Source organism: Microbacterium paraoxydans (assembly GCF_019056515.1).
In the GTDB taxonomy this organism is placed as follows: domain Bacteria; phylum Actinomycetota; class Actinomycetes; order Actinomycetales; family Microbacteriaceae; genus Microbacterium.
Genome location: NZ_CP064873.1, coordinates 3050101 through 3072939, shown reverse-complemented (window position 1 = coordinate 3072939; position 22839 = coordinate 3050101). Strand labels below are relative to the sequence as shown.

Here is a 22839-nt window from a genome sequence, read left to right as displayed (position 1 = left end):
CCCTGGAGGGATGGCCGAGAACCCCCGCACACCCGAGACGCGCCCCGCGACTGCGCCCGCGTCGTCCCGTTCGGGGGCGATCCGCGAGACCCGCGCCCCGCAGGTGCGCCCCGCGACCGAGGGCTGGACCCAGAAGAAGGACGCCGAGGGGCGCCCCCTGCTGCAGTTCGCGAGCCCGAAGCGCGGCAAGCCGCCGGTCCACCTCGCCGACCTCACCCCGGCCGAGCGCATCGAGAAGGTGAAGGAGCTCGGACTCCCCGGGTTCCGCGCCAAGCAGCTCGCCACGCACTACTTCCGCCACTACACGTCCGACCCCGCGGAGATGACGGACCTCCCCGCCGGTATCCGCGACGAGCTCGTCGCCGGCATGCTCCCGCCCCTCATGACCGAGGTGCGGCGGCTGGAGACCGACCGCGGCGACACCATCAAGTTCCTCTGGCGTCTGCACGACGGCGCGCTCGTCGAGTCGGTCCTCATGCGCTACCCCGGCCGCATCACGCTGTGCGTGTCGAGCCAGGCCGGCTGCGGCATGAACTGCCCGTTCTGTGCCACGGGCCAGGCGGGGCTGACGCGCAACATGTCCACGGCCGAGATCATCGAGCAGATCGTCCGGGCCAACCGGGCCATCGCGAACGGCGAGCTGGGCGGCAAGAAGCGCGACGACCACAGCATTGAGCGCGTCTCGAACATCGTCTTCATGGGCATGGGGGAGCCGCTCGCCAACTACAAGCGCGTCATGGACGCGGTGCGCACCATGGTCGCCCCGCAGCCCGACGGTCTCGGCATGAGCGCCCGCGGCATCACGGTGTCGACGGTGGGGCTCGTGCCCGCGATCAGGAAGCTGGCCGACGAGAACATCCCCGTCACGTTCGCCCTATCGCTGCACGCCCCCGACGACCACCTGCGCGACGAGCTCATCCCCGTGAACTCGCGGTGGAAGGTCGACGAGGCGCTCGACGCGGCCTACGACTACTACGCCAAGACCGGGCGCCGCGTGTCCATCGAGTACGCCCTCATCAAGGACATGAACGACCACGCCTGGCGGGCCGACCTGCTGGCGGACAAGCTCAACCAGCGCGGTCGCGGGTGGGTGCACGTGAACCCGATCCCGCTGAACCCGACGCCGGGCTCGATCTGGACCTCGTCGGAGAAGGACGTCACGGACGAGTTCGTGCGACGGCTGAACGACGCCGGCATCCCGACGACCCTCCGCGACACCCGCGGCAAGGAGATCGACGGCGCCTGCGGACAGCTCGTCGCGACGACCGAGGACGAGGCTGCCGCCGCGGCGATGGCCTGACCCCGGTTCGAATCGCTTACCTGGCTCCACATCCGGCCTGGATGCAGCCATTCGCGCGACTCGAAGGCCCGTCCAAGGGATCTTCCACGGTATGCACAGGCGGAGTTTCGTAGATTATCGGGATGCCCTATTCCGCCCACCGCCCGGGTCGCTTCGACTCGCAGGGTCGGATCATCCTCGACGGCGACCCGAACGCCGAGACGGATGACCTCGACTTCCTGCGCGAGTACGAGCCGACCGGCGACACGCCCGCGCAGTCCGACGTCGCGTCCGACGACCCGACGCCCGAGCCGGTGACGGCGCCCGACGCCCCGGTCGACGCGGAGCCCGTCGCCGACCGGAAGGCGCGTCCGCCGCGCGTCCGGAAGCCGCGTCGTCGTCGCACCGCCGCCGAGCGCCTCCGTGCTCTCGCGATCCTCGGCGGGGCCGAGGGCGAGATCCTCGACCGCGTCCCCGGCGAGACCCCGCGCTTCGTGCAGATGTTCTTCGTGCTCGCCGGGACCGCCCTCGTCAGCGCGATCTCCATGCTCTTCGCCCTCACCACGGGCGTGCGCGCGGCGGTCTGGCTCGCCATCCCGCTCGCGATCGTGTGGGCGCTCATCATCTTCAACCTCGACCGCTTCCTGACCTCGACCATGACGTCGACCCGCAACGTCTGGAAGCTCATCGGTCTCGCGATCCCCCGCGTCATCATGGCCGCGATCATCGGTTTCGTCGTCGCGGAGCCACTCGTTCTGCAGATCTTCCACAACGACATCTCGCGGGAGGTCGCCGCGACCAACATCGTCCAGGCGCAGGCCGACCAGGAGGCGCTCGAGACCGGTCCGGAGAAGAAGGCGCTGGATGCGGCGTCCGAGCGTGTCGCGGCGCTCGAGAACCAGGCGGCGACGGGCATCGTCGCGGGGACCGAATCGTCGTCGGCGACCGAATCCGCCGCCCAGTCCACGGTCGACGACCTGACGGCCAAGCTCACGGAGCAGCAGGCCGTGATCGACCAGGCGCGGACGCTGTACCAGTGCGAGCTCACGGGCGAGGGTGCGGGCACCGTCCCCGGCTGCACCGGCGTGAACGGCGAGGGCGCGAGCTCTCAGGCCGCCCAGGCCCAGCTCGCCGAGGCCCAGCAGACCTACGACGCGCTCGCGGCCCAGCTCCGCACCGCGAACGAGGAACTCGCCGCTGCCGGAAGCGCAGCCAAGGAGAACACCACGGCCTCGGAGTCGCAGAACCGTCAGCAGGCGAAGGATGAACTCCCCGCCGCGCGTGACACGTACGAGCAGGCGCTCGCGGCCTACAACGCCCGGGCGGACTCCGTGGCGCAGGGCAACGCCGGGGCGGTGGGGTTGCTGAGTCAGATCAGCGGCCTCAACCGCCTGAGTGAGAAGGAGCCCGCGATCCTCTGGGCGCACATCCTCATCGCGGCGCTGTTCTTCATGATCGAGCTGCTGCCGGTGCTGGTGAAGGTGCTCACGAGCTACGGCGACCCGAGCCTCTATGAGAAGGCGCTGGCCATCCGCAAGCAGGTCGCGCTGGACAGGGTCACGGCCGAGGGCTTCCGTGACCGCGCCGACATCGTCACCACTCCCGGGGCTCAGGCCACCTGACTCGTTTCGAGTCGCTCACTGTGCTCCATCCCGGCCGGATTCGGAGCAAAGTGGGCGATTCGAACACGGGCGAGGCCTCCGGACCGCGACGCCGCCGCGAGAGAACGGATCAAGGCCACCGTGGACGGGGAGCTCGGCCACGGGGTGCCGGTCACGGCGGCCTCGATGCGGGCGAGCGGTTCGCGGAGGGCCGGGTCGTGCGTGCGGGCGTCGTCCTGGAGCCATGCGAGGAGCTCGCCGATGGTCCAATCCTGCTGAATTGGACCGAGATCGAGCCCGAAGCTGGTCGTGGAAGCTGTCATTGGTCCAGAATCGGCTCTCATGGACACCCTCGACAGGGCCAATGCGACGCCGGTGGCCCACGGATCGGCCCCCGGTCCCCTCGTGCAGGGCGGTGAGGTCGCTGCGGGCGCTCTCGCCGCACGCCTCGGCCGCTGGGCCCACGGCGACGGCACCCTCTCCACCCGCCTCGCCGCGGCGATCGCCGCCCTGATCGGCGGGGGTGAGCTGCGTCCCGCCGACCGCCTGCCTGCCGAACGCGCCCTCTCCGCGGCGGTCGCGGTCTCGCGGGGCACGGTCGTGTCGGCCTATGCGTCCCTCGCCGAGCAGGGCCTCGTCGAGCGCCGGCAGGGGAGCGGGACCACGGTCGCGGGGGCGAGGACGACCCCCGCGGCGGACCGCCGTCCCGGCCGCGGCGAGGCCCTGTTCTCGGCTCTCCCCAACGCGATCGACCTGCTCCGCACGGTGCCGCAGATCCCGGACCTCGGTGTGCAGCTCATCCGCGACCACCAGCCGCGGCTCGACCTCGCCCTGCTCCCGGAGACCGACCCCGCGGGGCTCCCCGCCCTCCGCGAACTCATCGCCGACATGTACCGCGCCGAGGGGACGCCGACCACGCCCGAGCAGATCCTCGTGACCCACGGCGCGCAGCAGGCCATCAGCCTCGTCGTCAACGCGCTCGTGGAGCCCGGCGACGTCGTGCTCGCGGAGGAGATCACCTGGCCGGGCGTGACCGACTCCGTGGGGCTGCGCGGCGGCACCGTGCACGGCGTGCCGATGGGCGCGGACGGCCTCGACGTCGACGCGCTGGAGCAGGCGATGGCCCGGCTGCGTCCCGTGCTCGTCGCGCTCAACCCGCACCACCAGAACCCGACGGGGACGCGGCTGCCCGCGGCGGCGCGCCACCGCGTGGCCGAGCTCGCCGCGCAGTACGGGGTTCCCGTGATCGAGGATCGCGTCGTCGCCGGCATCTCGTTCGACGGGGTCGTCCCGCCCACGCTCGCCTCGGAGCGGCCGGACGCCCCGGTGCTCGTCGTCGAATCCGTGTCGAAGTGGGCCTGGGCCGGGCTGCGGATCGGGTGGCTGCGGGCCGACCCGGTGCTGGTCCGGCGGCTCCGCGGCGCCCGGCAGCTCGCCGACCAGTCCACGAGCGTGCCCGGCCAGCTCCTCGCACTCGACCTCATCGCGCACGCGACGGAGCTCCGCCGCGCCAACAGCCGCGTGCACCAGCAGCGGCTCCTCCTGCTGCAGGAGCTGATGGCCGCGCACCTCCCCGACTGGACCTCCGATGCCCCTCGGGGCGGACTCGCGCTGTGGGCGGCGCTGCCTCGGGGCTCCGCATCGGCTCTCGCGCGCGTCGCCGCGGCGCACGGGGTCTCGATCGCGGGCACCGGCGCGTTCGCGGTCTCGGCCGCCGCTCCGGACGACCACGTGCGCCTGCCGTTCACCGCGCCGGACGACGTGCTCACCGAAGGGGTGCGCCGCCTGGGCGACGCCTGGCGCGAATACCGGGAGACTCTCAGCAGCCCTGCCTAGGGTGACCGCATGACACCGGTGCCGCGTCCCACCCTCTGGATCTGCGTCGCGGGCGTGCTCGCCGTCACCGCGTACGCCGCCCTCGCCGCGGTGCAGATCCTCGTGCTGAACCCGCTCGCCGCGGCTCCGGGCGACCTCTCGCTCGACGAGGTCCGGGCCGCGATGTCCAACGCCGGGGAGAGCCTCATGCCGCCGACCGTGCTCGGCATCCTCGGTGCGGGGGTGTGCCTGGCCATCGGGACGGCCGTCGTCTGCCTCCTCACACGGGCTCCGGCGGTGGTGGCCGGCATGACCTTCCTCGCGCTGCTCATGGGCGGGGCTCCGGCCTACTTCGTCGCGTCGTTCGGCCCGGGCATGGGGCTCGCCGACACCTTCGGCATCAGCGGCGCCGATGCCTCCCCGTGGGCCCTGCCCCTGTACGCCGTCAGTGCGCTCGCCGCGGTCGGGGTGCTGGTCGGGGCCGCGCTCACGTCCCGCCGCCGCGGACCGGCGCCCGCCACCGCCTGACGATCACCGTCGATCCGGCCCGCCGGTCCGCTGGCGGGACTAGCGTTGGTCCATGGTCAACTATCGCTATCTCGGTAACAGCGGTCTCAAGGTCTCGGAGATCACGTACGGCAACTGGGTCACGCACGCCTCGCAGGTCGAGGACGACGCCGCGGTCAAGACCGTGCACGCCGCCCTGGACGCCGGCATCACCACGTTCGACACCGCGGACACCTACGCCAACACGGCCGCCGAGGTCGTGCTCGGCAAGGCTCTGGAGGGCCAGCGTCGCGAGAGCCTCGAGATCTTCACGAAGGTCTACTTCCCGACCGGCCCCAAGGGTCCGAACGACACCGGCCTGAGCCGGAAGCACATCATGGAGTCGATCAACGGCTCGCTGCAGCGCCTCGGCACCGACTACGTCGATCTCTACCAGGCACACCGCTTCGACTACGAGACCCCGCTGGAGGAGACGTTCCAGGCCTTCGCCGACGTGGTCCGTCAGGGCAAGGCGCTCTACATCGGCGTCTCGGAGTGGACCGCGGAGCAGCTCCGCGAAGGACACGCGCTGGCGAAGCAGCTCGGCATCCAGCTCATCTCCAACCAGCCCCAGTACTCCATGCTGTGGCGGGTCATCGAGGGCAAGGTGGTCCCCGCGTCGGAGGAGCTCGGCATCTCGCAGATCGTCTGGTCGCCGATGGCGCAGGGCGTGCTGAGCGGGAAGTACCTCCCTGGCCAGCCGGTGCCGGAGGGGTCGCGGGCCACGGATCAGAACTCGGGCGCGGGCTTCATCAAGAGCTTCCTGCAGGACGAGATCCTCACCGCGGTGCAGCGCCTCAAGCCGATCGCGGAGCAGGCGGGGCTGTCGATGCCGCAGCTCGCGATCGCGTGGGTGCTGCAGAACCCGAACGTCGCGGCGGCCCTCGTCGGCGCCTCCCGTCCGGAGCAGCTCGCCGACACGGTCAAGGCCTCCGGCGTGACGCTCGACGCCGACACGATGACCGCGATCGACGAGGCCCTCGGCGACACGGTCAACCGCGACGCCGAGCACACGTACTCGGTGTCGCCGAAGTCCCGGCTCGTCTAGGCCTTCGAATCGCGCAAATGGTCCCATTCCGTCCGGGAATGGGACCATTTGCGCGATTCGGGCGGGTTACTCCTTGACGGCCCCGGCCGTGAGGCCCTGGACGATCCAGCGGCTGGCGAGGGCGAACATCACCATCGTCGGGAGGATCGTCAGCACGGCCGCGGCGCTCATGGAGCCCCAGTCGATGTTGAACGTGGAGATGAAGCCGTTCAGCGCCGATGGGACTGTGCGGTTCGCATCGGTGTTCATCAGCACGACCGACAGGAACAGCTCGTTCCAGCAGTTCACGAAGTTGAAGATGAACGCCGCGATGATGCCGGGGGTCATCACCGGCACGAGCACCCGGAACAGCGCGCCCAGGCGGGAGCAGCCGTCGATCATCGCCGCCTCTTCGAGCGCATCGGGGACGTTCTCGAAGAAGCCCCGCAGCATGACCGTGGAGAACGGGATGCAGATCGCGATGTAGACGAGGATGAGGCCGGGCTTGGTGTCGACGAGTCCCAGGTCGGTCATCATCGAGTACAGCGGTCCGAGGGCGATGAACGCCGGGATCATCTGCGTCAGCAGGAACGCGATGAGCACCGTGCCCTTGCCGCGGAACTCGAACCGCGCCAGCACGTAGGCGCTGAGCAGGGCGATGAGCGTCGCCACCGCGCCGGCCGACACCGCCACGATGGCCGAGTTCGCCAGGAACGTCCCGAAGGAGCTCTTCTCGAACAGGCTCGTGAAGTTGTCCAGCGAGGGCTCGCTCGGCCAGTACTCGATCGGGAAGCGGTTGATGGTCCCCGGCGACTTGAACGCGGTGAGCGTGATCCAGTACAGCGGGAACAGCGTGATGAGCAGCCACAGGCCCAGGCCGACGAGACGCACCACGCCGCCCACCGTGACGCGGGGCTTGGGGCGCGGGGCGGCCTTCGGGTCGGGCACCGTGATGCGACGGGTCTCGGTGACCGAGGAGCCGGTCCGGACGGATGAGGTGATGGTCATCGCTGCACTCTCCGCATCGCCATCAGGTAGAACGCGCAGAACACCATGAGGAACGCCACGACGATGAGCCCGATGGCGCTCGCGATGCCGTAGTTGCCCTGCTGCGTGTAGTTGATCATCCACGTCGTGATGATGTGGGTCTGGTTGGCCGGGCCGCCGTTCGTCATCGCGTAGATGATGTCGGGGAAGTTGAAGATCCAGATCACGCGCAGCAGGATCGTCAGCAGCAGCGTCATCGAGATGTACGGGATGATGATGGAGAACAGCTGCCGCACTTTGCCGGCGCCGTCGAGGCTCGCCGCCTCCAGCATCTCGTCCGGCACCGACTGGAGAGCGGCAAGGATCATGATCGCGAAGAAGGTCACGCCGTACCAGATGTTCGCGACGATCACGGCGAACATCGCGAGCTTCGGGTCGGCCAGCCACGGCAGCGGGGCGTCGATCAGACCGGCCTTCATGAGCAGGTCGTTGACGACGCCGAATTCGGCGTTGAACATCCAGCGGAACAGCATGCCGATGAGGAAGCCGGACACCGCCCACGGGAAGAACACCAGCGCCTGGTAGAGGCCGCGGAAGCGGAACCGCTTGCGCAGGGCGAGCGCGATGAGGAACCCGATCACAAGCTGCGGCACGAGCGAGCCGACCACCCAGAGCACGGAGTTCCAGGCCACGGTCGGAAACGCCGGGTCGCGGAAGACGGCGAGGAAGTTGTCGAAGCCCACGAACGGCGTCGACGTGAGATCCCACAGGTTCCAGTCGTGGAAGGCCATGCGGGCGCCCTGCAGCATCGGCCAGTAGGTGAACCAGCAGACGAAGACGATCGCCGGCGCGAGGAAGGCCAGCAGCGTGAGCGCGGTGCGCCCCCGGAACGGGCGTCGACGCGATGCCGGGGAGGCCCCGCCGGCGGTGCCGACGGAGCCCCCTTCACGGATGGTGCGGGCCACGGATCAACCCTTCTCCGCGGCGTACTTCTCGGTCCAGAACGCGTCCCACGAGGCGAGGAGGTCCTTCGTGGACATGTTGCCCAGCAGCACGCTCTGCACGTCCTGGTCGGACTTCTGGATCCACTCGGTCCACCAGCTCACCCCGCGCGGCTGACGCACGTTGACGTAGGTCTCCGGGTCCTCGGTCATGGTGACGTAGCTGGTCCAGGGGCCGGTGGAGTAGAACTCGTCGTCCGCGGCGGCCGCGATGATCGGGACGAGGCTGTTCGCCTGCGCGAACTCGGTGGCGGGCTCGGCGGACGACAGGAACTCGACGAGCTTCACCGCCGCCTCCTTGTGCTCGCTGTTCTCCGCGACACCCCAGCCGGCGACGGCGAGGGGCTGTGCGGCCTTGCCGGACGGGCCGACGAGCAGCGGCGCGGTGTCCCACTGGTCCTCTGTCAGCGAGGAGTCCTGCACCGTCGCGATGACCTCCGGGTCCTGCAGGAGGAAGGCCGTGGTGCCGTTCGTGAATCCGGCGACCATCTCGGGGTAGCCCCACGAGACGGCCGAGGGCGGCGAGGCCTCCTTGAACAGATCGAAGTAGTCGTCGACCGCCTCCTGCGCCTCGGGGGCGGCGAAGATCGTCGAGCCGTCCTCCATGAGGAACGCGTCCTCCGTGTCGAGGCCATCGATCGTGTAGGCCTCGATCGCGGCGACGACGTTGCTGTTCGCGTTCTGACCGCCGCGGAACGCGTACCCGTAGATGTTGTTCGACGGGTCCTGGATCGCCGACGCCTGCTCCAGCAGATCCTTCCAGCTGTGCGGCGGGCCGTCGAAGCCGGCCTGCTCGACGAGGTCGGTGCGGTAGAACAGCGACAGGCCGTAGAAGCCGTAGGGGACGAAGTAGCTCTTGCCGTCCTCCGCGACCGAGGCCGACTGCGCGTTCTCGGTCAGGGCGTCCCAGCCGTCCCACTTCTTCAGATCGGGACCGAGGTCGTAGAGCCAGCCGTTGTTCGCGAACGGCCCGACGGTGATGTCGCGCACCTCGAGCACATCGACGCCCTTGCCGGACTGCAGCATCTGCTGGATCTTCTGGTCGGCCTGCTCGGTGGGCGGGGAGACCAGGGTGACGGTGATGTCGGGGTTGTCCTTCTCGAACTCGTCGAGCAGTCCGCGGAGCAGCTCGGTACGCGCCGGGTTCGTCAGGCTCTCGACCATCTGGAGGGTGACGCTGCCGTCGCCGCCGGATGAGCCGGAGCCTCCGGAGCAGCCGGTGAGTGCGAGGACGGCGACGGTGCCGACTCCGGCTGCGGTCGTCAAGATCTTGTTCTTCACGATGTGCCTCTCGGTGGGGGTGGGTGGTGTTCGGGTGGGTCGTGCGGGAGGTGGTGCGGGTCAGGGGAGGATGAGGGCGTCGGCGGGGCGGATGCCGGCGCGGCGCAGGATCGCGGGGACGCAGCGCTCGACGAACGCCTCGATGTCGGACGCCTCCGTGTACAGGTGCGCGGACAGGCGGAAATAGCCGACGCCCCGGAAGCTCGTGAACGCGGTCTCCACGCCGACCTCGTCGAGGAGGTCCATGCGCAGCGCGTCGGCCTCCTCGCGGGTGGCGCCGAGGCCGAGCGGCAGCCGGATGAGTCGCATGGACGGCACTGGGGAGGGGAGGGGGGTCAGCGGGTCCTCGTCGCTGAAGGGGCGCAGGGCTTCCGCGATGAGCTCGGCACCGGCGTCGGCACGCGCGGCCATGGCGTCGCGGGCGGCCGCCCATCCGAACTCCGCCTCGATGAACTCGATCGCGGTGGGGGTGGCGAGGTAGGTCGTCGCGTCGATCGTGCCCTGCGTGTCGAAGCGCTCGGGATACGGCTCGCGCGCGGCCCAGGAGTCGATCAGCGGCCAGAGCTCATCGCGGTCGGGGGCGGTGGTGACGAGGAGAGCGGAGCCGCGCGGGGCGCAGGGCCACTTGTGCAGATTCCCGAACCACCAGTCGCCGCCGGCGACGGCTGCCGCGTCCGGGATGAGGCCGGGGGCGTGGGCGCCGTCGACGAGGGTGCGCACGCCGCGCTCGGCCGCGAGGTCGGCGATGCGGCGGGTGGGCAGCAGGCGGGCGGTGGGCGAGGTGATCTGGTCCACCACGAGCAGCCGCGTGCGCGGGGTGAGGGCGTCGGCGAAGAGCTGCACGATCTCGTCGTCATCCGCGAGCAGGGGCAGGGCGACCGTGCGGACGGCGGCGCCGAACCGGCGGGCGAGACGCTCGGCGCCCATGGTGATGGCCCCGTAGCCCTGGTCGGTCACGAGGATCTCGTCGCCGCTGTCGAGCTGGAGGGCGTTGTAGACGACCGTGGCCGCGGCGGAGGCGTTGGGCACGAACACGCTGTCCTCCGCGCGGGCGCCGACGAACGGAGCCGTCCGCTGCCTCGCCTCCTGCACCCGCTCCGCGATCCGCGGGAACCACTCCACGGGGCTCAGATCGGCACGGCGGCGCAGGGCGTCCTGATGGGCGACCACCACCGACGGCACCGCCCCGAACGACCCGTGGTTGAGGTGGATCACCGTCGGGTCGAGGGGCCAGGCATCGCGCGCTCGCAGGCCGGAGTTCAGCGTGAGCGGAGCGGGGAACTGCGGAGCGGGCATCGGACCTCATCGGTGAGTGGGGGCGAGTTGTTGCACAACTTTGCCACACGCCTTCGGTTTTGGCTACGAAACCGCGAAGATGAAACATAGTTGTCATACGAGTTTGCGACGCCGGGGGCGTCCGACAGACTTCACGAGGGGTGGGGGAGTGGCAGAGAGGATGACGATGAGCGCACTCGACACGGCGCTGCACGGGCTGCGGGCTCTCATCGCCGACGGCGCCCTGCGCCCCGGCGACCGGCTGCCGAGCGAGGGGGAGCTGTGCGAACGGCTCGGTGTCTCGCGCGGGTCGCTGCGCGAAGCCATCCGCACGCTCGCCGCACTGGGCGTGCTGGAGACGCGGCACGGTTCCGGCAGCTACGTCAGCGAGCTCCGCGCCGCCGACCTCATCGGCAGTCTCTCCCTCACGGTCGGACTGCTGCCGATGGCCGGGGTGCTGGAGCTGACGGAGCTCCGACGGGTGCTCGAGCCGCACGCGGCGGCGCTCGCCGCGGCCCGCATCGACGACGACACGGTGGCTGCGCTCGACGCGGTGCTCACGGAGATCGAGTCGACGACGGACTTCGAGGCGCAGTCCCGCCTCGACCACGAGTTCCACATGGCGATCTCGTCGGTCGCGGGCAACGAGGCCCTGACGAGCCTGATCGACGTGCTGCGCTCCCGCTCCCGTGCCTACCGGATCTCCGACCCGGAGGATGCCGCGGAGCTCAAGATCCACTCCGACGCCGGCCACCGCGCGATCCTGCGCGGCCTCGCCGCCGCGGATCCGGTGGCCGCCTCGGCCGCCGCGTCCGCCCACGTCGCCTACACCGAGTACTGGGTGCGGCGGTACTCCGGCCTCTGACTCCTGGTTTCCCGGCCGAGCCACCCTCTTTCGTGCGCCCCGGCCCTATTCGGACGTCCGGAAGGGGGTGGGCGGCACCGAAGGGGGTGGGTCGGCGAACGGGGTCAACCGAGCGTGATGTCGACCTGGATCTCGGACGCGAGGCGCTCGAGGTCGGCACGCAGGGCGTCGAGGTCGACCGTCGGCGGGACCTTCGCGATCACCGACGCCTCGAACAGCCGCCCGCCGGCCATCGCGGCCTCCCGGGTCTCGGTCGTGAGCTCCTCGATGCTCAGGGCATGCGCGTTCAGCACCGCCGACACCTCGCGCACGATGCCGGGGCGGTCGTTGCCGAGCACCTGCATCACGAGCAGCTGCTCCTCGTCCTCGGACGGCCCTGGCGTGCCGGTGAGCACCGAGAGCGTGAGCAGACCCTGGCCCTGGATGCCTCGGAGCGCGGTCTCGAGCTCCCCCGTGCGCTCCGTCGGCACGGACACCTCGATGACACCCGCGAACGTGCCGGCGAGCTCGGCGAGGGAGCTGTTCTCCCAGTTGCCGCCATGGGCATCGACGACATCGGCGACGGCGGCCACGAGGCCCGGACGATCGGCACCCGCGACAGTGAGGATGAGTGTGGTCATGGGGTCAGCGTAACCCGAGGATCACTCCGCCCAGACCCCGGTCTCCAGGAATCGCTCCAGCCGCGCACGGTGCGGGGCGAGGTCCCACCCCTGCTGCGCGACCCACTCGTCCGAGTAGTACGTGCCGGCGTACCGCACACCGCTGTCGCAGATCAGGGTCACGACGCTGCCGGTCTCGCCCGCGGCACGCATCCGGGCGATGAGCTGGAACGCGCCGTAGAGGTTCGTGCCGGTGGAGCCGCCCGCCCAGTGCAGGGTGCGCTCGCGGAGGAGGCGGATCGCGGCGATGGAGCCCGCGTCCGGCACCTGGATCATCTCGTCGATCACGGACGGTACGAAGGAGGCCTCCACCCGTGGCCGCCCGATGCCCTCGATGCGGCTCGGCCGTCCGGCCGGCGGGTCGACCGTGCCCGCCCAGCCGTCGTAGAAGGCCGAACCCTCGGGGTCGACGACGGCGATCCCGGTGTCATGGCGGCGGTACTTCACGTAGCGGCCGAACGTGGCGCTGGTGCCCCCGGTGCCGGCACCCGTGACGATCCAGCGGGGGATCGGATGCCGCTCCTGGGCGAGCTGGCCGAACACGCTGTCGGCGATGTTGTTGTTGCCGCGCCAGTCGGTCGCACGCTCCGCGTAGGTGAACTGGTCGAGGTAGTGCCCGGTGCAGTCCGCCGCCAGGCGCTGCGCCTCGGGGACATGTCCTCCGCGCGATCCACGAAATGGCAGGTGCCGCCGTAGAACTCGATGAGGTCGATCTTCTCCTGCACCGTCGAGCGGGGCACGACCGTGATGAACTTCAGCCCCAGCATCCGGGCGAAGTAGGCCTCCGACACCGCCGTCGACCCGCTCGACGACTCCACGAGGGTCGTGTCCTCGCGGATGCGCCCGTTGACGAGTCCGTACAGGAGGAGGGAGCGCGCGAGGCGGTGCTTGAGCGAGCCGGTCGGGTGCACCGACTCGTCCTTGAGGTAGAGGTCGATGCCCCACTCCGGCGGCAGCGGGAACAGGTGCAGGTGCGTGTCGGCGCTGCGGTTGGCATCGGCTTCCAGCAGGGCGATCGCGGTGCTGGTCCAGTCGCTCATGCCCTCGAGCGTACCGGGGCAGGCACCGTCATCTCGGTATGGGAGAACAGCCCGCCCCGGGCGAGACGACTCAGCCCACCGTGCCCGCGGGGGAGGCACCGCCCGATCCGTCCACGTGCATCAGCGAGGCCTGGGACTGCTCCTGCTGGAGCTGGAACTCGAAGCGCGAGCGGTCGCCGCGGTGGTACGCGATGAAGTACTCGATCGGCAGCCCGTCCTCGCTGCGGCTGATGCTGCGCAGGCGGAGGAGGGCGGAGCCGGCGCTCACACCGAGATGCTGAGCCTGCTCGTGCGTGGCGACCGTCGCCTCCGCGGAGCGGACGCCGTGCGTGGCGATGATGCCGTGGTCGGCGAGCAGCCGGTACAGCGACGCCTCGGTGAGGTCGGCGCCGAGCGTCACCGCCCCCACCGCCTCCGGCATCCACGTGGTCGAGAGCGACCAGGGCTCGCCGTCGACGTGCCGCAGCCGCTCCAGCACGATCACCGGCGATCCGACCGGCACCTCGAGGGCGAGGGCGACCTCCTCGTCCGCGACGGTCTGCTCGTGCCGGAGGACGTCGCTGTGCACGTGGCCGCCGCGCCGCTCGACGTCGTCGTACAGCCCGACGAGCGTGTGCACGAGACTCTCGCTCGTGCGCGGGCGGGAGACGAACGTACCCTTGCCCTTCACGCGCTCGACGAGTCCCTCGTGCTCGAGCTGGGCGAGCGCCTGGCGCACGACCGTGCGGGAGATGCCGTAGCGCTCGCACAGCCGGTGCTCGCCGGGGAGGGGATCGCCCGGCTGCAGACCGTCGCGGGCGATGCCGTCGATGATGAGCTGCCGGAGCTGGTCGTACATCGGCGCCGCGCTGTGGCGGTCGATCGCATCCTCGATGAGAGACATCAGTACGCCACCCCCGCGTGCAGGATCACGTTCGCATACGGGGTGAACTCCCCCGAGCGCACGAAGGCGCGGGCGGCGTGGGTGCGCTCCTTGAACTCGACGTGCGGGACGAGCTCGATCTCGAAGCCTGCGTCGGCGAAGCGCTCGCGCAGGGCGTCGAGCACCTCCGGGCTCTTCTCGGCGACCTCGGCCGACACCGTCGCCCCCTCGACCACGAGCTCCGCGAGCACCGTGTCGAGCACGTCGAGGAACGCGGGAGCGCCGGGACGGTAGGCGAGGTCGATGCGCTCGGAGCCCGGCGGGATCGGCAGCCCGGCGTCCGTCACGACGATCAGATCGGTGTGCCCGGTCTCGCTGATGACGCGGGAGAGCGCGGGGTTGATCGTGGTCGAGGTCTTGCGCATCGTGTGCTCCTGGTTCAGTTCGCGACGGGGGCCGCGGTGCGCGCGGCGAGGAAGGCCTCGACGTCGGCGCGGTGGGGGAGGCTCGGCGACGCCCCCTGCTTCGTGACGGTGAGGGCGCCCGCGGCGGTCGCCAGCCGCACCGCATCGGTGAGGGCCGCTCCGCTCGCGAGCGCGGCACCGAGGTAGCCGGCGTAGGCGTCGCCCGCGGCGGTGGTGTCGACCGCCTCCACGGGGAACGGCGGGACGACGGTGGCGCCTTCGGTGGTGACGACGCACGACCCCTGCCCGGCCAGGGTGATGACCGCGGCGCCCACGCCCTGCTCCAGGAACCAGTGCCCGGCGCGCTCGGCGGAGGCGGCGTCGGTCACCTCGATGCCGCTGATGAGCGACGCCTCGGTCTCGTTCGGGGTGACGATGTCGATGCTGCGCCAGATCTCCGGTGCCAGATCCGCCGCCGGTGCCGGATCGAGGATCACGGTCATCCCGTGCTCGCGACCGCGCGCGGTGATGTGCGCGGTCAGCGCGGACGGGGTTTCGAGCTGGGTGAGCAGGACGGAGGTCGTCGGGGCGAGAGCCGCGAGGGCCTCGTCGATCTGCGCCGTGCTGAGGGCGGCGTTGGCGAGCGGCACCATGACGATGTCGTTCTGCGCGGAGGCGTCGACGCGGATGTGCGCGATGCCGGTGGGGCCCGGCACGGTACGCAGGTGCGCGAGGTCGACGCCGGCCGCGGTGAGCCCGTCCACCACGAGGTCGTGGAACAGGTCGTCGCCGACGCAGCCGACGAAGCTCGTGCGGGCGCCGGAGCGCCCGGCCGCGACGGCCTGGTTCGCGCCCTTGCCGCCGAGCATCAGCGTGAACTCGTCGCCGAGGATGGTCTCGCCGCGGGCGGGGAGCCGCTGGGAGAAGGTCGTGACGTCGGCCGTCACGCTGCCGACGATGACGACGCCGGAGCGGTCGCCGGGGTGTGCGGGTGTCATCTCGCTCCTGATCCTCCTCGACAGCGCGGGGCTCCCGGTCTTTGACAAGGTTCGGGAGCTGTCATTACATTAGCCGAAGCCCCACCTGTAATGACAGGTTGCCCGCGAGGAGACCCCGATGACCGCGATCGCCCCCCGCCTGTACGTCGACAGCGCCGACACCGACCGCGTCTCGCGGCTGCTCTCCGCCGGGGTGGTGCACGGCGTCACGACGAACCCCACGATCCTCGAGCGCGGCGGGCGGACGGCCGCGGAGATCCCCGACCTCTATGCCCGCTGGGTGGACGAGGGAGCACGGGAGGTCTTCTTCCAGACGTGGGGCGGCGACACGGACTCCTTCCTCCGGAACGCGGAGGGCATCCGCGCGCTCGGCGACCGGGTGGCGGTCAAGGTGCCCGCGACCGCAGCGGGTTTCGCGGCGGCCTCGGCCCTCGTCCGCGACGGGGCCACGGTCCTCGTCACGGCGGTCTACTCCGTCGCGCAGGCGCTCGCGTGCGCCTCGATCGGCGCCCAGTACATCGCGCCCTACCTCGGACGCATGCGCGACGCGGGCATGGACGGCGACGCGCTCATCGCCCGGATGCAGGAGATGTGCGCGGGCAGCGGCTCCAACGTCCTCGCCGCCTCCCTGCGCTCCGCCGACGACATCACGGGGCTGCGCGCAGCCGGGGTGCCCTACTTCACCGCCGCGCCCGACGTGCTCGACCAGCTGCTGTTCCACGAGGTGAGCGACAGCTCGGCAGCGGAGTTCGACGCCGCGATGCAGCGCCTCGGGGCCTGACGGCTCAAGCCGACGCGGCCTGCCGCAGCCACCGTTCGACACCCGCGATGTGGGCCGTGGCGAGGGAGGTCGCCAGCGCCGAGTCGCGCTGGGCGATGGCATCGGCGATGGCGCGGTGCTCCGACAGGGTGCGCTCCACGGCGCCGCCCTCCGTGAGACCCCGCCACACGCGCGCCCGGACCGTCTGGCTGCTCAGGTGCTCGATGAGGCTCGCGAGGTAGGCGTTGCCCGCCATGCCCACGATCTCGCGGTGGAAGCGGATGTCGTGGTCGACGAGCTCCTCGATCCCGACGGACGCGTCGACGGCCTCTACCTCCTCCTGCAGGGCCGCGATCGCCTCGTCCGTGCCGAGGGTCGCCGCGAGACCGGTGGCCTGCGATTCGAGCATCCGGCGGACGGCGAACATCTCCAGCATCGAGTCGTCGTCGTGCATGTCCACGACGAAGGCGATCGCCTCCAGCAGCAGGTGCGGCTCCAGGCTCGTGACGTAGGTGCCGTCGCCGCGGCGTACGTCGAGCACGCGGATGACCTCCAGTGCCTTGACCGCCTCGCGCATGGAGTTGCGGGAGAGGCCGAGGCGCTCGGACAGCTCCTTCTCCGGGGGCAGGCGATCGCCGGGGGCCAGTTCGCCCGACACGATCATCGCCTTGATCTTCTCGATCGCCTCGTCCGTGACTGCCATGGCGCTCATCCTCGCACAACATCCGATGTCTGCGGCAGGATGGGGACATGCGCATCCTCGACTCGCACCTGCACCTGTGGGACCCGGAAGCCCTCGGGTACACGTGGCTCGAAGGACCGCTCGCGGGGCGCTTCGGCGCCGACGAGCTCGAGCGTGCGCGGGTGGAGCGGGCCACGGACGAGCGGGCCGTGTTCGTGCAGGCCGAGACCATCGAGGATGACTTCCTCGCGGAGGTGCGGTGGGTGGCCGGGCAGGCGGAGCGGCTCGGGGTGGTCGGCATCGTCGCCGGCGCTCGGCTCGATCGCGGTACCGACACCACGGTGCACCTGGAGAGTCTCACCGCGGAGCCCCTGGTGGTCGGGGTGCGTCACCTCCTGCAGGGGGAGCCGGACGGCGTGATGCTCTCGTCGGCCTTCATCACCGGAGCCCGGGAGGTCGCGGCGCACGGGTGGACCTTCGACGCGTGCGTGCGTGCCGCGCAGCTCCCGGACCTCGCACGACTGTCGGGCGCGATCCCCGAGCTGCGGATCGTGCTCGACCACCTGGGCAAGCCGGAGGTCGGGACGGCTTCTGCTCCGCGCACGCCCTCGGTGGAGTGGGAGCGGGACCTCGCCGAGCTCGCGCGACACCCCGGGGTGTTCTGCAAGGTGTCCGGACTGCCCGCGGAGGCCGGAGGGGACTGGAGCCTCGCGCAGCTCGAACCCTTCCTCGACACCGCGGCCGACGTCTTCGGTCCCGAGCGCCTGATGTGGGGGAGCGACTGGCCCGTGTCGGCGGTCGGCCCCGTCGAGCATGACGGCCCGCACGCTCCCGCCGACGGTGCGCCGGTGTATCAGCCGTCCGCCCGCAGCCGCTGGGCCGACGCCGTGGCGACGTGGGCCTCCTCCCGCGGCATCGATCACGACGCCCTCTTCCACGCCACCGCCACCTCCGTCTACTCCCTCTAACCCCCCGCCCCCTTACGCGGGGGAGTGCGATATGCCACCTCCGGAGCCCCGTCCGGGCCCGTTTCTGATCCCGGCCGGATGGGTGCCGTGCCGCTCACGGTCGTCCCTCCAGGGCGCCTCGGGGCGTGCGGGATGGGAAGCGGCCCGCGGCAGCCGCATCGAGGAGCGATTCTGATCCCGCCGGCGCGGCGAGGCGGCGTGCGGGATGAGAAAGGGGCGTGCGGGACGGGATGGGGGAGCGGAATTGATCCCGGCTGGGGGCGGAACGGCGGGACGGGACGGGGACGGCCCGGGGTCTCGCGGGGTGACACCGGGCCGTCGGGGAGATCGGGTCACTCGGGGCGGAGGCGGAGCTGCGCCATCCCCCCGTCGACCTCGATGAAGGTGCCCGTGGTGGAGCCCGCGGCGGGACTCACGAGGTAGGCCACCGCGGCGGCGACCTCGTCGGGGCTCACCAGGCGTCCGTGGGGCTGTCGTGTCTCCAACGCGGCCCGCTCGGCGGCGGGGTCGGCCGCGGAGTCGAGCAGTCGTCCGACCCAGGGCGTGTCCGCCGTGCCGGGGTTGACCGCATTGACGCGGATGCCCTCGCGCAGGTGGTCGGCGGCCATCGCGCGGGTCAGAGCCGACACGGCGCCCTTCGACGCGGAGTAAAGGGCCCGCTGCGGGAGCCCGGTGGTCGAGGCGATCGAGGCCGTGTTGCACACCGCGGCGGCCGGGGACTTCCGCAGCCAGGGCAGTGCCGCCGACGTCACCCGTGCGATGCCGGTGACGTTGATGGAGAGGACGCGGGCCCACTCGTCGTCGTCGTTCGCGGCGATGTCGCCCTGTGCGCCGATGCCGGCGTTGTTGACGACGATGTCGATGCGGCCGAAGCGCTCGGCGACGGCGGCGACGGCGGCGTCCACGCTCGCGCGGTCGGAGACGTCGGCGGTGAACGCGGCGAAGCGCTCGTCGGCGTGGGTGGTGTCGCGGTCGAGGACCGCGACGGTGACGCCGTCCGCGTGCAGACGGTCGGCGATCGCCGCGCCGATGCCGGAGGCGCCACCGGTGACGATGGCCACGAGTCCTTCCGTGCCGCCGTCGGGTCCCTGAGCCTGTCGAAGGGTCACTTCTCTGCCTCCCATGCGATGAAGTCCTGGCGCTGGCGGCCGAGGCCGTCGATCTCGATCTCGACCACGTCGCCCGCCGCCAGGTAGGGGTACTTGCCGGACAGGGCCACGCCCTGCGGGGTGCCGGTGAGGATCAGATCACCGGGCTCGAGCGTCACGTACTGCGACAGGTGGTGCACGATCTGCTCGACCGTGAAGATCATGTCGCTCGTGTTCGAGTCCTGTCGCGGCTCGCCGTTCACGAAGCTGCGGAGGCCGAGCGCCTGGTGGTCGACCTCGTCCGGCGTGACCAGCCACGGACCTGTGGGGTTGAAGCCGAAGGCGATCTTGCCCTTCGACCACTGCCCGCCGGAGACCGCCATCTGGAAGTCGCGCTCCGACACGTCGTTCGCGGCGACGAAGCCGGCGACGTGCGCCATCGACTCCTCCGGGGAGTCGAGGTAGGCCGTGCGTGTGCCGATGACGATGCCGAGCTCGACCTCCCAGTCGGTCTTCTCGCTCCCGCGCGGGATCGTCACGGTGTCGTTCGGGCCGACGACGGTGTTGGGGGTCTTGAGGAAGATGATGGGGATGGTCGGCGGCTCCGACCCCGACTCCGCGGCGTGGGCGGCGTAGTTCATCCCGATGCAGATCACCGCGCTCGGGCGGGCGATCGGGGCGCCGATGCGCATCGTCGCGGCGTCCGGCAGCTCGGAGAGCTCCCCGGCGTCGCGGGCGGCGGCGACGCGGGCGACGAAGTCTCCCGCAAGGAAGTCGCCGTTGACATCGGATGTCACCGGGCGGAGGTCGAGGTAGCGGTCACCCTCCAGGAGGACGGGGATCTCCGCCCCCGGGGTGCCGAGCCGCGCGAACTTCATGATTCTCCTGATCGTTCGGGAGGCCGCTGCTCAGCGGCCGGTCTCGTTGACAGTATAGACATCGGATGTTTACACTCCAAGAGATCCGCGCGGAAGAATGACCCGCGCATGGAGAGGAACCCCGTGAGCCGTATCGTCGCCCTCGACACCACCGACATCCGCTTCCCCACGTCGCTGAGCCTGGACGGCTCCGACGCGATGAACCCGGACCCCGACTACTCCGCCGCGTACGTCATCGTCCGCACGGACGCCGGCGACGGCATCGAGGGGCACGCCTTCGTCTTCACGATCGGCCGCGGCAACGACGTGCAGGTCGCCGCCATCGACGCGCTCGCCGGGCACCTCGTCGGGCGTGAGATCGAGCCGCTGCTCGACGACATGGGCGGCACGTTCCGCGAGATCATCGGCGACTCGCAGCTCCGCTGGCTGGGCCCGGAGAAGGGCGTCATGCACATGGCCATCGGCGCGGTCGTCAACGCGCTGTGGGACATCAAGGCCAAGCGCGCGGGCCTGCCGCTCTGGCAGCTGCTCGCCCGGATGACCCCGGAGGAGCTCGTCGATCTCGTCGACTTCCGCTACCTCACCAACGCCCTCACCCGCGAGGAGGCGCTGGAGATCCTGCGCGCGGCGGAGCCCGGCCGGGCCGAGCGCGAGCAGCAGCTCCTCGCCACCGGCTACCCCGGCTACACGACCAGCCCCGGCTGGCTCGGCTACTCCGACGAGAAGCTCGAGCGCCTCGCCCGCGAGGCCATGGCCGACGGCTTCACGCAGATCAAGCTCAAGGTCGGTGCCGACCTCGACGACGACATCCGCCGCTTCCGCAAGGCGCGCGAGGTGTGCGGCCCGGACTTCCCCATCGCGATCGACGCGAACCAGCGCTGGGAGGTGTCCGAGGCGATCGAATGGGTGAACGCGCTCGCCGAGTTCGACCCCGCCTGGATCGAGGAGCCCACGAGCCCCGACGACATCCTCGGCCACGCCGAGATCGCCCGCGGCGTCGCGCCCATCCGGGTTGCCACCGGTGAGCACGCGCAGAACCGGATGATCTTCAAGCAGCTCCTGCAGGCCGACGCGATCTCGGTCATGCAGATCGACGCCGTCCGCGTCGCGGGAGTCAACGAGAACATCGCCAACCTGCTGCTCGCGGCGAAGTTTGACGTGCCGGTGTGCCCGCATGCCGGCGGCGTCGGGCTGTGCGAGGCCGTGCAGCACCTGTCGATGTTCGATTTCGTCGCCGTCTCCGGCACCCGCGAGGGCCGCCTGATCGAGTTCGTCGACCACCTGCACGAGCACTTCGTCGTGCCGACCGACATCCAGGGCGGCTCCTACATGGCTCCCACCGCACCGGGCACGGGCATGGAGATGAGGGCCGACAGCATCGCGGAGTACACCTGGACGGGTGCGCATGTCCACGCCTGACCGCCTGACCGTCCCGACCCTCGGCTACGGTGCCGCGAACGTCGGCAACCTCTTCCGTGAGCTGTCCGACGACGACGCGTGGGCGGTGCTGGACGCGGCGTGGGAGAGCGGCATCCGCTTCTACGACACCGCTCCGCACTACGGCCTCGGGCTCTCCGAGCGTCGTCTGGGTGCCTTCCTGCAGACCAAGCCGCGGGACGAGTACGTGCTCTCGACCAAGGTCGGCCGGCTGCTGCGCCCGAACCCCGACCACGCCGGCGGCCTCGACACCGCGAACGACTTCCACGTGCCGGACGACCTCCAGCGCGTGTGGGATTTCTCGGCGGACGGCATCCGGACGAGCCTGGACGAGTCCCGCGAGCGGCTCGGCATCGAGCGCATCGACCTTCTCTATCTGCACGACCCGGAGCGGCACGACCTCGACCTCGCGCTCGCCGAGGCTCTTCCTGCCCTGGAGCAGCTGCGCGCGGACGGCGAGGTGACCGCGATCGGCATCGGGTCGATGGTGTCGGACGCCCTCGCGGCATCCGTGCGCTCCGCCGACCTCGACCTCGTGATGGTGGCCGGTCGGTACACGCTGCTGGAGCAGCCCGCCGCGGTCGACGTGCTGCCCGCGTGCCGCGAGACCGGGACGGGGATCGTCGCGGCGTCGGTGTTCAACTCCGGACTCCTCGCGGCGAACGAGCCGCGGAGGGACGGCCGGTACGAGTACGGACAGCTCCCCGACGAGCTGTGGGACCGCCTCGTGCGCATCGCTGCGGTGTGCGCCGATCACGACGTGCCCCTGCCGGCCGCGGCGATCCGGTTCCCGCTCCAGTCCGACGTGGTGCGCTCCGTGGTGGTCGGCGGCAGTCGCCCGGCGCAGCTCCGGGAGAACGCGGAGTACGCTGCCCGGGAGATCCCGTCGGCCCTGTGGGAGAACCTCGCGGCCGAGGGCCTGATCCCCGCCGTCTGACCTCCATCCACCGAGAGGAGCCGCCGTGCTCGAAGGAATCCACCCGCTGCTGACCGGGGAGCTGCTGCTGCATCTCGACCGGATGGGGCACTCTGACGCCGTGGTCGTCGCCGACGCGCACTTCCCGGCCTGGGGTCTCGGGGCGCGCGTGGTCGATCTTCCCGGCACCACCACGCCCGAGGTCGTCGCGGCCATCCGCAGCGTGCTGCCGCTCGACGACGCGCCGGGCATCGATCTGATGACCTCTGCCGACGGCGAGGTGCTGGACGTGCAGCGCGAACTCATGGCCGCCGCCGGCACGGAACTCGACACCACGCGCTTCGTCGAGCGCTTCGCGTACTACGAGGTGGCGAAGGAGGCGTATCTGATGGTGCGCACGGGAGAGACGCGGAAGTACGGCAACGCGCTCCTCCGAAAGGGCGTGGTCGGCCACCCCTCGGCCTGACCCG

General features: G+C 70.9%; 23 protein-coding genes and 1 pseudogene. 11 read left to right on the top strand and 13 right to left on the bottom strand.

The window, feature by feature from the left end; translation table 11 throughout:
• The first annotated feature begins 10 nt into the window (after window positions 1-10).
• On the top strand, window positions 11-1300 hold the full coding sequence (gene rlmN / locus IZR02_RS15065) for a 23S rRNA (adenine(2503)-C(2))-methyltransferase RlmN (RefSeq protein ID WP_025104849.1): 1290 nt from the start codon (window positions 11-13) through the stop codon (window positions 1298-1300).
• Between the two features lie 122 nt (window positions 1301-1422).
• Window positions 1423-2901 carry a DUF4407 domain-containing protein gene (locus tag IZR02_RS15060; protein WP_025104848.1) on the top strand — a complete coding sequence of 493 codons (1479 nt, stop codon included), beginning with the start codon at window positions 1423-1425 and terminating at the stop codon, window positions 2899-2901.
• On the opposite strand, the gene IZR02_RS15055 is transcribed toward IZR02_RS15060, so the two are convergent.
• Complete coding sequence (locus IZR02_RS15055; RefSeq protein ID WP_025104847.1) at window positions 2889-3203, bottom strand: hypothetical protein; 315 nt, start codon at window positions 3201-3203, stop codon at window positions 2889-2891. The two genes, IZR02_RS15060 and IZR02_RS15055, sit on opposite strands and share 13 nt — an antisense overlap.
• 19 nt (window positions 3204-3222) lie before the next feature.
• Here IZR02_RS15055 and IZR02_RS15050 point away from each other — a divergent pair, with 19 nt between their 5' ends.
• From IZR02_RS15050 to IZR02_RS15040, 3 genes are read left to right on the top strand one after another with little or no spacing between them, the layout of a single operon-like run.
• Complete coding sequence (locus IZR02_RS15050) at window positions 3223-4716, top strand: PLP-dependent aminotransferase family protein (RefSeq protein WP_025104846.1); 1494 nt, start codon at window positions 3223-3225, stop codon at window positions 4714-4716.
• Window positions 4717-4725: 9 nt separating this feature from the next.
• On the top strand, window positions 4726-5223 hold the full coding sequence (locus tag IZR02_RS15045) for a hypothetical protein (RefSeq protein WP_025104845.1): 498 nt from the start codon (window positions 4726-4728) through the stop codon (window positions 5221-5223).
• 52 nt (window positions 5224-5275) lie between these two features.
• Entirely contained in the window at window positions 5276-6289 is a 1014-nt protein-coding gene (locus IZR02_RS15040) for an aldo/keto reductase family protein (protein WP_025104844.1), read from the top strand.
• 66 nt (window positions 6290-6355) lie between these two features.
• On the opposite strand, the gene IZR02_RS15035 is transcribed toward IZR02_RS15040, so the two are convergent.
• Genes IZR02_RS15035 through IZR02_RS15020 form a run of 4 tightly spaced genes read right to left on the bottom strand, consistent with a single transcriptional unit; the run spans window position 6356 to window position 10833 of the window.
• Window positions 6356-7276, bottom strand: a complete 921-nt coding sequence (locus IZR02_RS15035; protein WP_025105357.1) for a carbohydrate ABC transporter permease — start codon at window positions 7274-7276, stop codon at window positions 6356-6358.
• The gene (locus IZR02_RS15030; RefSeq protein WP_025105358.1) at window positions 7273-8220 is read right to left on the bottom strand and encodes a carbohydrate ABC transporter permease; all 948 of its coding nucleotides are present in this window, start codon (window positions 8218-8220) and stop codon (window positions 7273-7275) included. Before IZR02_RS15030 ends, IZR02_RS15035 begins: the two co-directional genes overlap by 4 nt.
• Before the next feature lie 3 nt (window positions 8221-8223).
• Window positions 8224-9537: an ABC transporter substrate-binding protein gene (locus IZR02_RS15025; RefSeq protein ID WP_025105359.1), complete on the bottom strand. Its 1314-nt coding sequence runs from the start codon at window positions 9535-9537 to the stop codon at window positions 8224-8226.
• A 60-nt stretch (window positions 9538-9597) separates the two neighbouring features.
• The gene (locus tag IZR02_RS15020) at window positions 9598-10833 is read right to left on the bottom strand and encodes an aminotransferase class V-fold PLP-dependent enzyme (RefSeq protein WP_025105360.1); all 1236 of its coding nucleotides are present in this window, start codon (window positions 10831-10833) and stop codon (window positions 9598-9600) included.
• Between the two features lie 166 nt (window positions 10834-10999).
• Between IZR02_RS15020 and IZR02_RS15015 the strand changes: the two genes are divergently transcribed.
• A complete protein-coding gene (locus tag IZR02_RS15015; protein ID WP_025105361.1) occupies window positions 11000-11677 on the top strand; it encodes a FadR/GntR family transcriptional regulator in 678 nt (225 codons plus the stop codon).
• A gap of 104 nt (window positions 11678-11781) precedes the next feature.
• Here IZR02_RS15015 and IZR02_RS15010 read toward each other — a convergent pair whose 3' ends face one another.
• The 5 genes and pseudogenes from IZR02_RS15010 to IZR02_RS14990 form a co-directional block, all read right to left on the bottom strand.
• Window positions 11782-12297 carry a glycine cleavage system protein R gene (locus IZR02_RS15010; protein ID WP_025105362.1) on the bottom strand — a complete coding sequence of 172 codons (516 nt, stop codon included), beginning with the start codon at window positions 12295-12297 and terminating at the stop codon, window positions 11782-11784.
• A 21-nt stretch (window positions 12298-12318) separates the two neighbouring features.
• Window positions 12319-13376, bottom strand: a pseudogene (locus IZR02_RS15005) (PLP-dependent cysteine synthase family protein).
• A gap of 70 nt (window positions 13377-13446) precedes the next feature.
• Window positions 13447-14259, bottom strand: a complete 813-nt coding sequence (locus IZR02_RS15000) for a GntR family transcriptional regulator (RefSeq protein ID WP_025105364.1) — start codon at window positions 14257-14259, stop codon at window positions 13447-13449.
• Window positions 14259-14663 carry a D-ribose pyranase gene (gene rbsD / locus IZR02_RS14995; RefSeq protein ID WP_025105365.1) on the bottom strand — a complete coding sequence of 135 codons (405 nt, stop codon included), beginning with the start codon at window positions 14661-14663 and terminating at the stop codon, window positions 14259-14261. Before rbsD ends, IZR02_RS15000 begins: the two co-directional genes overlap by 1 nt.
• A gap of 14 nt (window positions 14664-14677) precedes the next feature.
• Window positions 14678-15640: a ribokinase gene (locus IZR02_RS14990; protein ID WP_025105366.1), complete on the bottom strand. Its 963-nt coding sequence runs from the start codon at window positions 15638-15640 to the stop codon at window positions 14678-14680.
• Window positions 15641-15758: 118 nt separating this feature from the next.
• Between IZR02_RS14990 and IZR02_RS14985 the strand changes: the two genes are divergently transcribed.
• Complete coding sequence (locus IZR02_RS14985; protein WP_025105367.1) at window positions 15759-16421, top strand: transaldolase family protein; 663 nt, start codon at window positions 15759-15761, stop codon at window positions 16419-16421.
• Window positions 16422-16425: 4 nt separating this feature from the next.
• On the opposite strand, the gene IZR02_RS14980 is transcribed toward IZR02_RS14985, so the two are convergent.
• Window positions 16426-17103, bottom strand: a complete 678-nt coding sequence (locus tag IZR02_RS14980; RefSeq protein ID WP_025105368.1) for a FadR/GntR family transcriptional regulator — start codon at window positions 17101-17103, stop codon at window positions 16426-16428.
• A gap of 47 nt (window positions 17104-17150) precedes the next feature.
• On the opposite strand from IZR02_RS14980, the gene IZR02_RS14975 reads away from it, so the two are divergent.
• Window positions 17151-18050, top strand: a complete 900-nt coding sequence (locus IZR02_RS14975; protein ID WP_025105369.1) for an amidohydrolase family protein — start codon at window positions 17151-17153, stop codon at window positions 18048-18050.
• Window positions 18051-18382: 332 nt separating this feature from the next.
• On the opposite strand, the gene IZR02_RS14970 is transcribed toward IZR02_RS14975, so the two are convergent.
• Both IZR02_RS14970 and IZR02_RS14965 read right to left on the bottom strand, forming a co-directional pair.
• Window positions 18383-19174, bottom strand: a complete 792-nt coding sequence (locus IZR02_RS14970; RefSeq protein ID WP_051582292.1) for an SDR family NAD(P)-dependent oxidoreductase — start codon at window positions 19172-19174, stop codon at window positions 18383-18385.
• Entirely contained in the window at window positions 19156-20016 is an 861-nt protein-coding gene (locus IZR02_RS14965; RefSeq protein WP_025105371.1) for a fumarylacetoacetate hydrolase family protein, read from the bottom strand. Before IZR02_RS14965 ends, IZR02_RS14970 begins: the two co-directional genes overlap by 19 nt.
• A 123-nt stretch (window positions 20017-20139) precedes the next feature.
• Between IZR02_RS14965 and IZR02_RS14960 the strand changes: the two genes are divergently transcribed.
• From IZR02_RS14960 to IZR02_RS14950, 3 genes are read left to right on the top strand one after another with little or no spacing between them, the layout of a single operon-like run.
• Window positions 20140-21435 (top strand): L-fuconate dehydratase, encoded by a 1296-nt coding sequence (locus tag IZR02_RS14960; RefSeq protein WP_025105372.1) that lies wholly within the window; start codon window positions 20140-20142, stop codon window positions 21433-21435.
• The gene (locus tag IZR02_RS14955; protein WP_025105373.1) at window positions 21422-22390 is read left to right on the top strand and encodes an aldo/keto reductase; all 969 of its coding nucleotides are present in this window, start codon (window positions 21422-21424) and stop codon (window positions 22388-22390) included. The genes IZR02_RS14960 and IZR02_RS14955 overlap by 14 nt, the downstream gene beginning before the upstream one ends.
• Before the next feature lie 25 nt (window positions 22391-22415).
• The gene (locus tag IZR02_RS14950) at window positions 22416-22835 is read left to right on the top strand and encodes an RbsD/FucU family protein (protein ID WP_025105374.1); all 420 of its coding nucleotides are present in this window, start codon (window positions 22416-22418) and stop codon (window positions 22833-22835) included.
• The last annotated feature ends 4 nt before the right edge of the window (window positions 22836-22839 follow it).

Excerpts from the sequence above, each read along its gene's own strand:
- rlmN (WP_025104849.1), top strand. The coding sequence starts at position 11 with ATGGCCGAGAACCCCCGCACACCCGAGACGCGCCCCGCGACTGCGCCC.
- IZR02_RS15060 (WP_025104848.1), top strand. The coding sequence starts at position 1,423 with ATGCCCTATTCCGCCCACCGCCCGGGTCGCTTCGACTCGCAGGGTCGG.
- IZR02_RS15055 (WP_025104847.1), bottom strand. The coding sequence starts at position 3,203 with ATGACAGCTTCCACGACCAGCTTCGGGCTCGATCTCGGTCCAATTCAG.
- IZR02_RS15050 (WP_025104846.1), top strand. The coding sequence starts at position 3,223 with ATGGACACCCTCGACAGGGCCAATGCGACGCCGGTGGCCCACGGATCG.
- IZR02_RS15045 (WP_025104845.1), top strand. The coding sequence starts at position 4,726 with ATGACACCGGTGCCGCGTCCCACCCTCTGGATCTGCGTCGCGGGCGTG.
- IZR02_RS15040 (WP_025104844.1), top strand. The coding sequence starts at position 5,276 with ATGGTCAACTATCGCTATCTCGGTAACAGCGGTCTCAAGGTCTCGGAG.
- IZR02_RS15035 (WP_025105357.1), bottom strand. The coding sequence starts at position 7,276 with ATGACCATCACCTCATCCGTCCGGACCGGCTCCTCGGTCACCGAGACC.
- IZR02_RS15020 (WP_025105360.1), bottom strand. The coding sequence starts at position 10,833 with ATGCCCGCTCCGCAGTTCCCCGCTCCGCTCACGCTGAACTCCGGCCTG.
- IZR02_RS15015 (WP_025105361.1), top strand. The coding sequence starts at position 11,000 with ATGAGCGCACTCGACACGGCGCTGCACGGGCTGCGGGCTCTCATCGCC.
- IZR02_RS15010 (WP_025105362.1), bottom strand. The coding sequence starts at position 12,297 with ATGACCACACTCATCCTCACTGTCGCGGGTGCCGATCGTCCGGGCCTC.
- IZR02_RS15000 (WP_025105364.1), bottom strand. The coding sequence starts at position 14,259 with ATGTCTCTCATCGAGGATGCGATCGACCGCCACAGCGCGGCGCCGATG.
- rbsD (WP_025105365.1), bottom strand. The coding sequence starts at position 14,663 with ATGCGCAAGACCTCGACCACGATCAACCCCGCGCTCTCCCGCGTCATC.
- IZR02_RS14990 (WP_025105366.1), bottom strand. The coding sequence starts at position 15,640 with ATGACACCCGCACACCCCGGCGACCGCTCCGGCGTCGTCATCGTCGGC.
- IZR02_RS14985 (WP_025105367.1), top strand. The coding sequence starts at position 15,759 with ATGACCGCGATCGCCCCCCGCCTGTACGTCGACAGCGCCGACACCGAC.
- IZR02_RS14980 (WP_025105368.1), bottom strand. The coding sequence starts at position 17,103 with ATGGCAGTCACGGACGAGGCGATCGAGAAGATCAAGGCGATGATCGTG.
- IZR02_RS14975 (WP_025105369.1), top strand. The coding sequence starts at position 17,151 with ATGCGCATCCTCGACTCGCACCTGCACCTGTGGGACCCGGAAGCCCTC.
- IZR02_RS14970 (WP_051582292.1), bottom strand. The coding sequence starts at position 19,174 with ATGGGAGGCAGAGAAGTGACCCTTCGACAGGCTCAGGGACCCGACGGC.
- IZR02_RS14965 (WP_025105371.1), bottom strand. The coding sequence starts at position 20,016 with ATGAAGTTCGCGCGGCTCGGCACCCCGGGGGCGGAGATCCCCGTCCTC.
- IZR02_RS14955 (WP_025105373.1), top strand. The coding sequence starts at position 21,422 with ATGTCCACGCCTGACCGCCTGACCGTCCCGACCCTCGGCTACGGTGCC.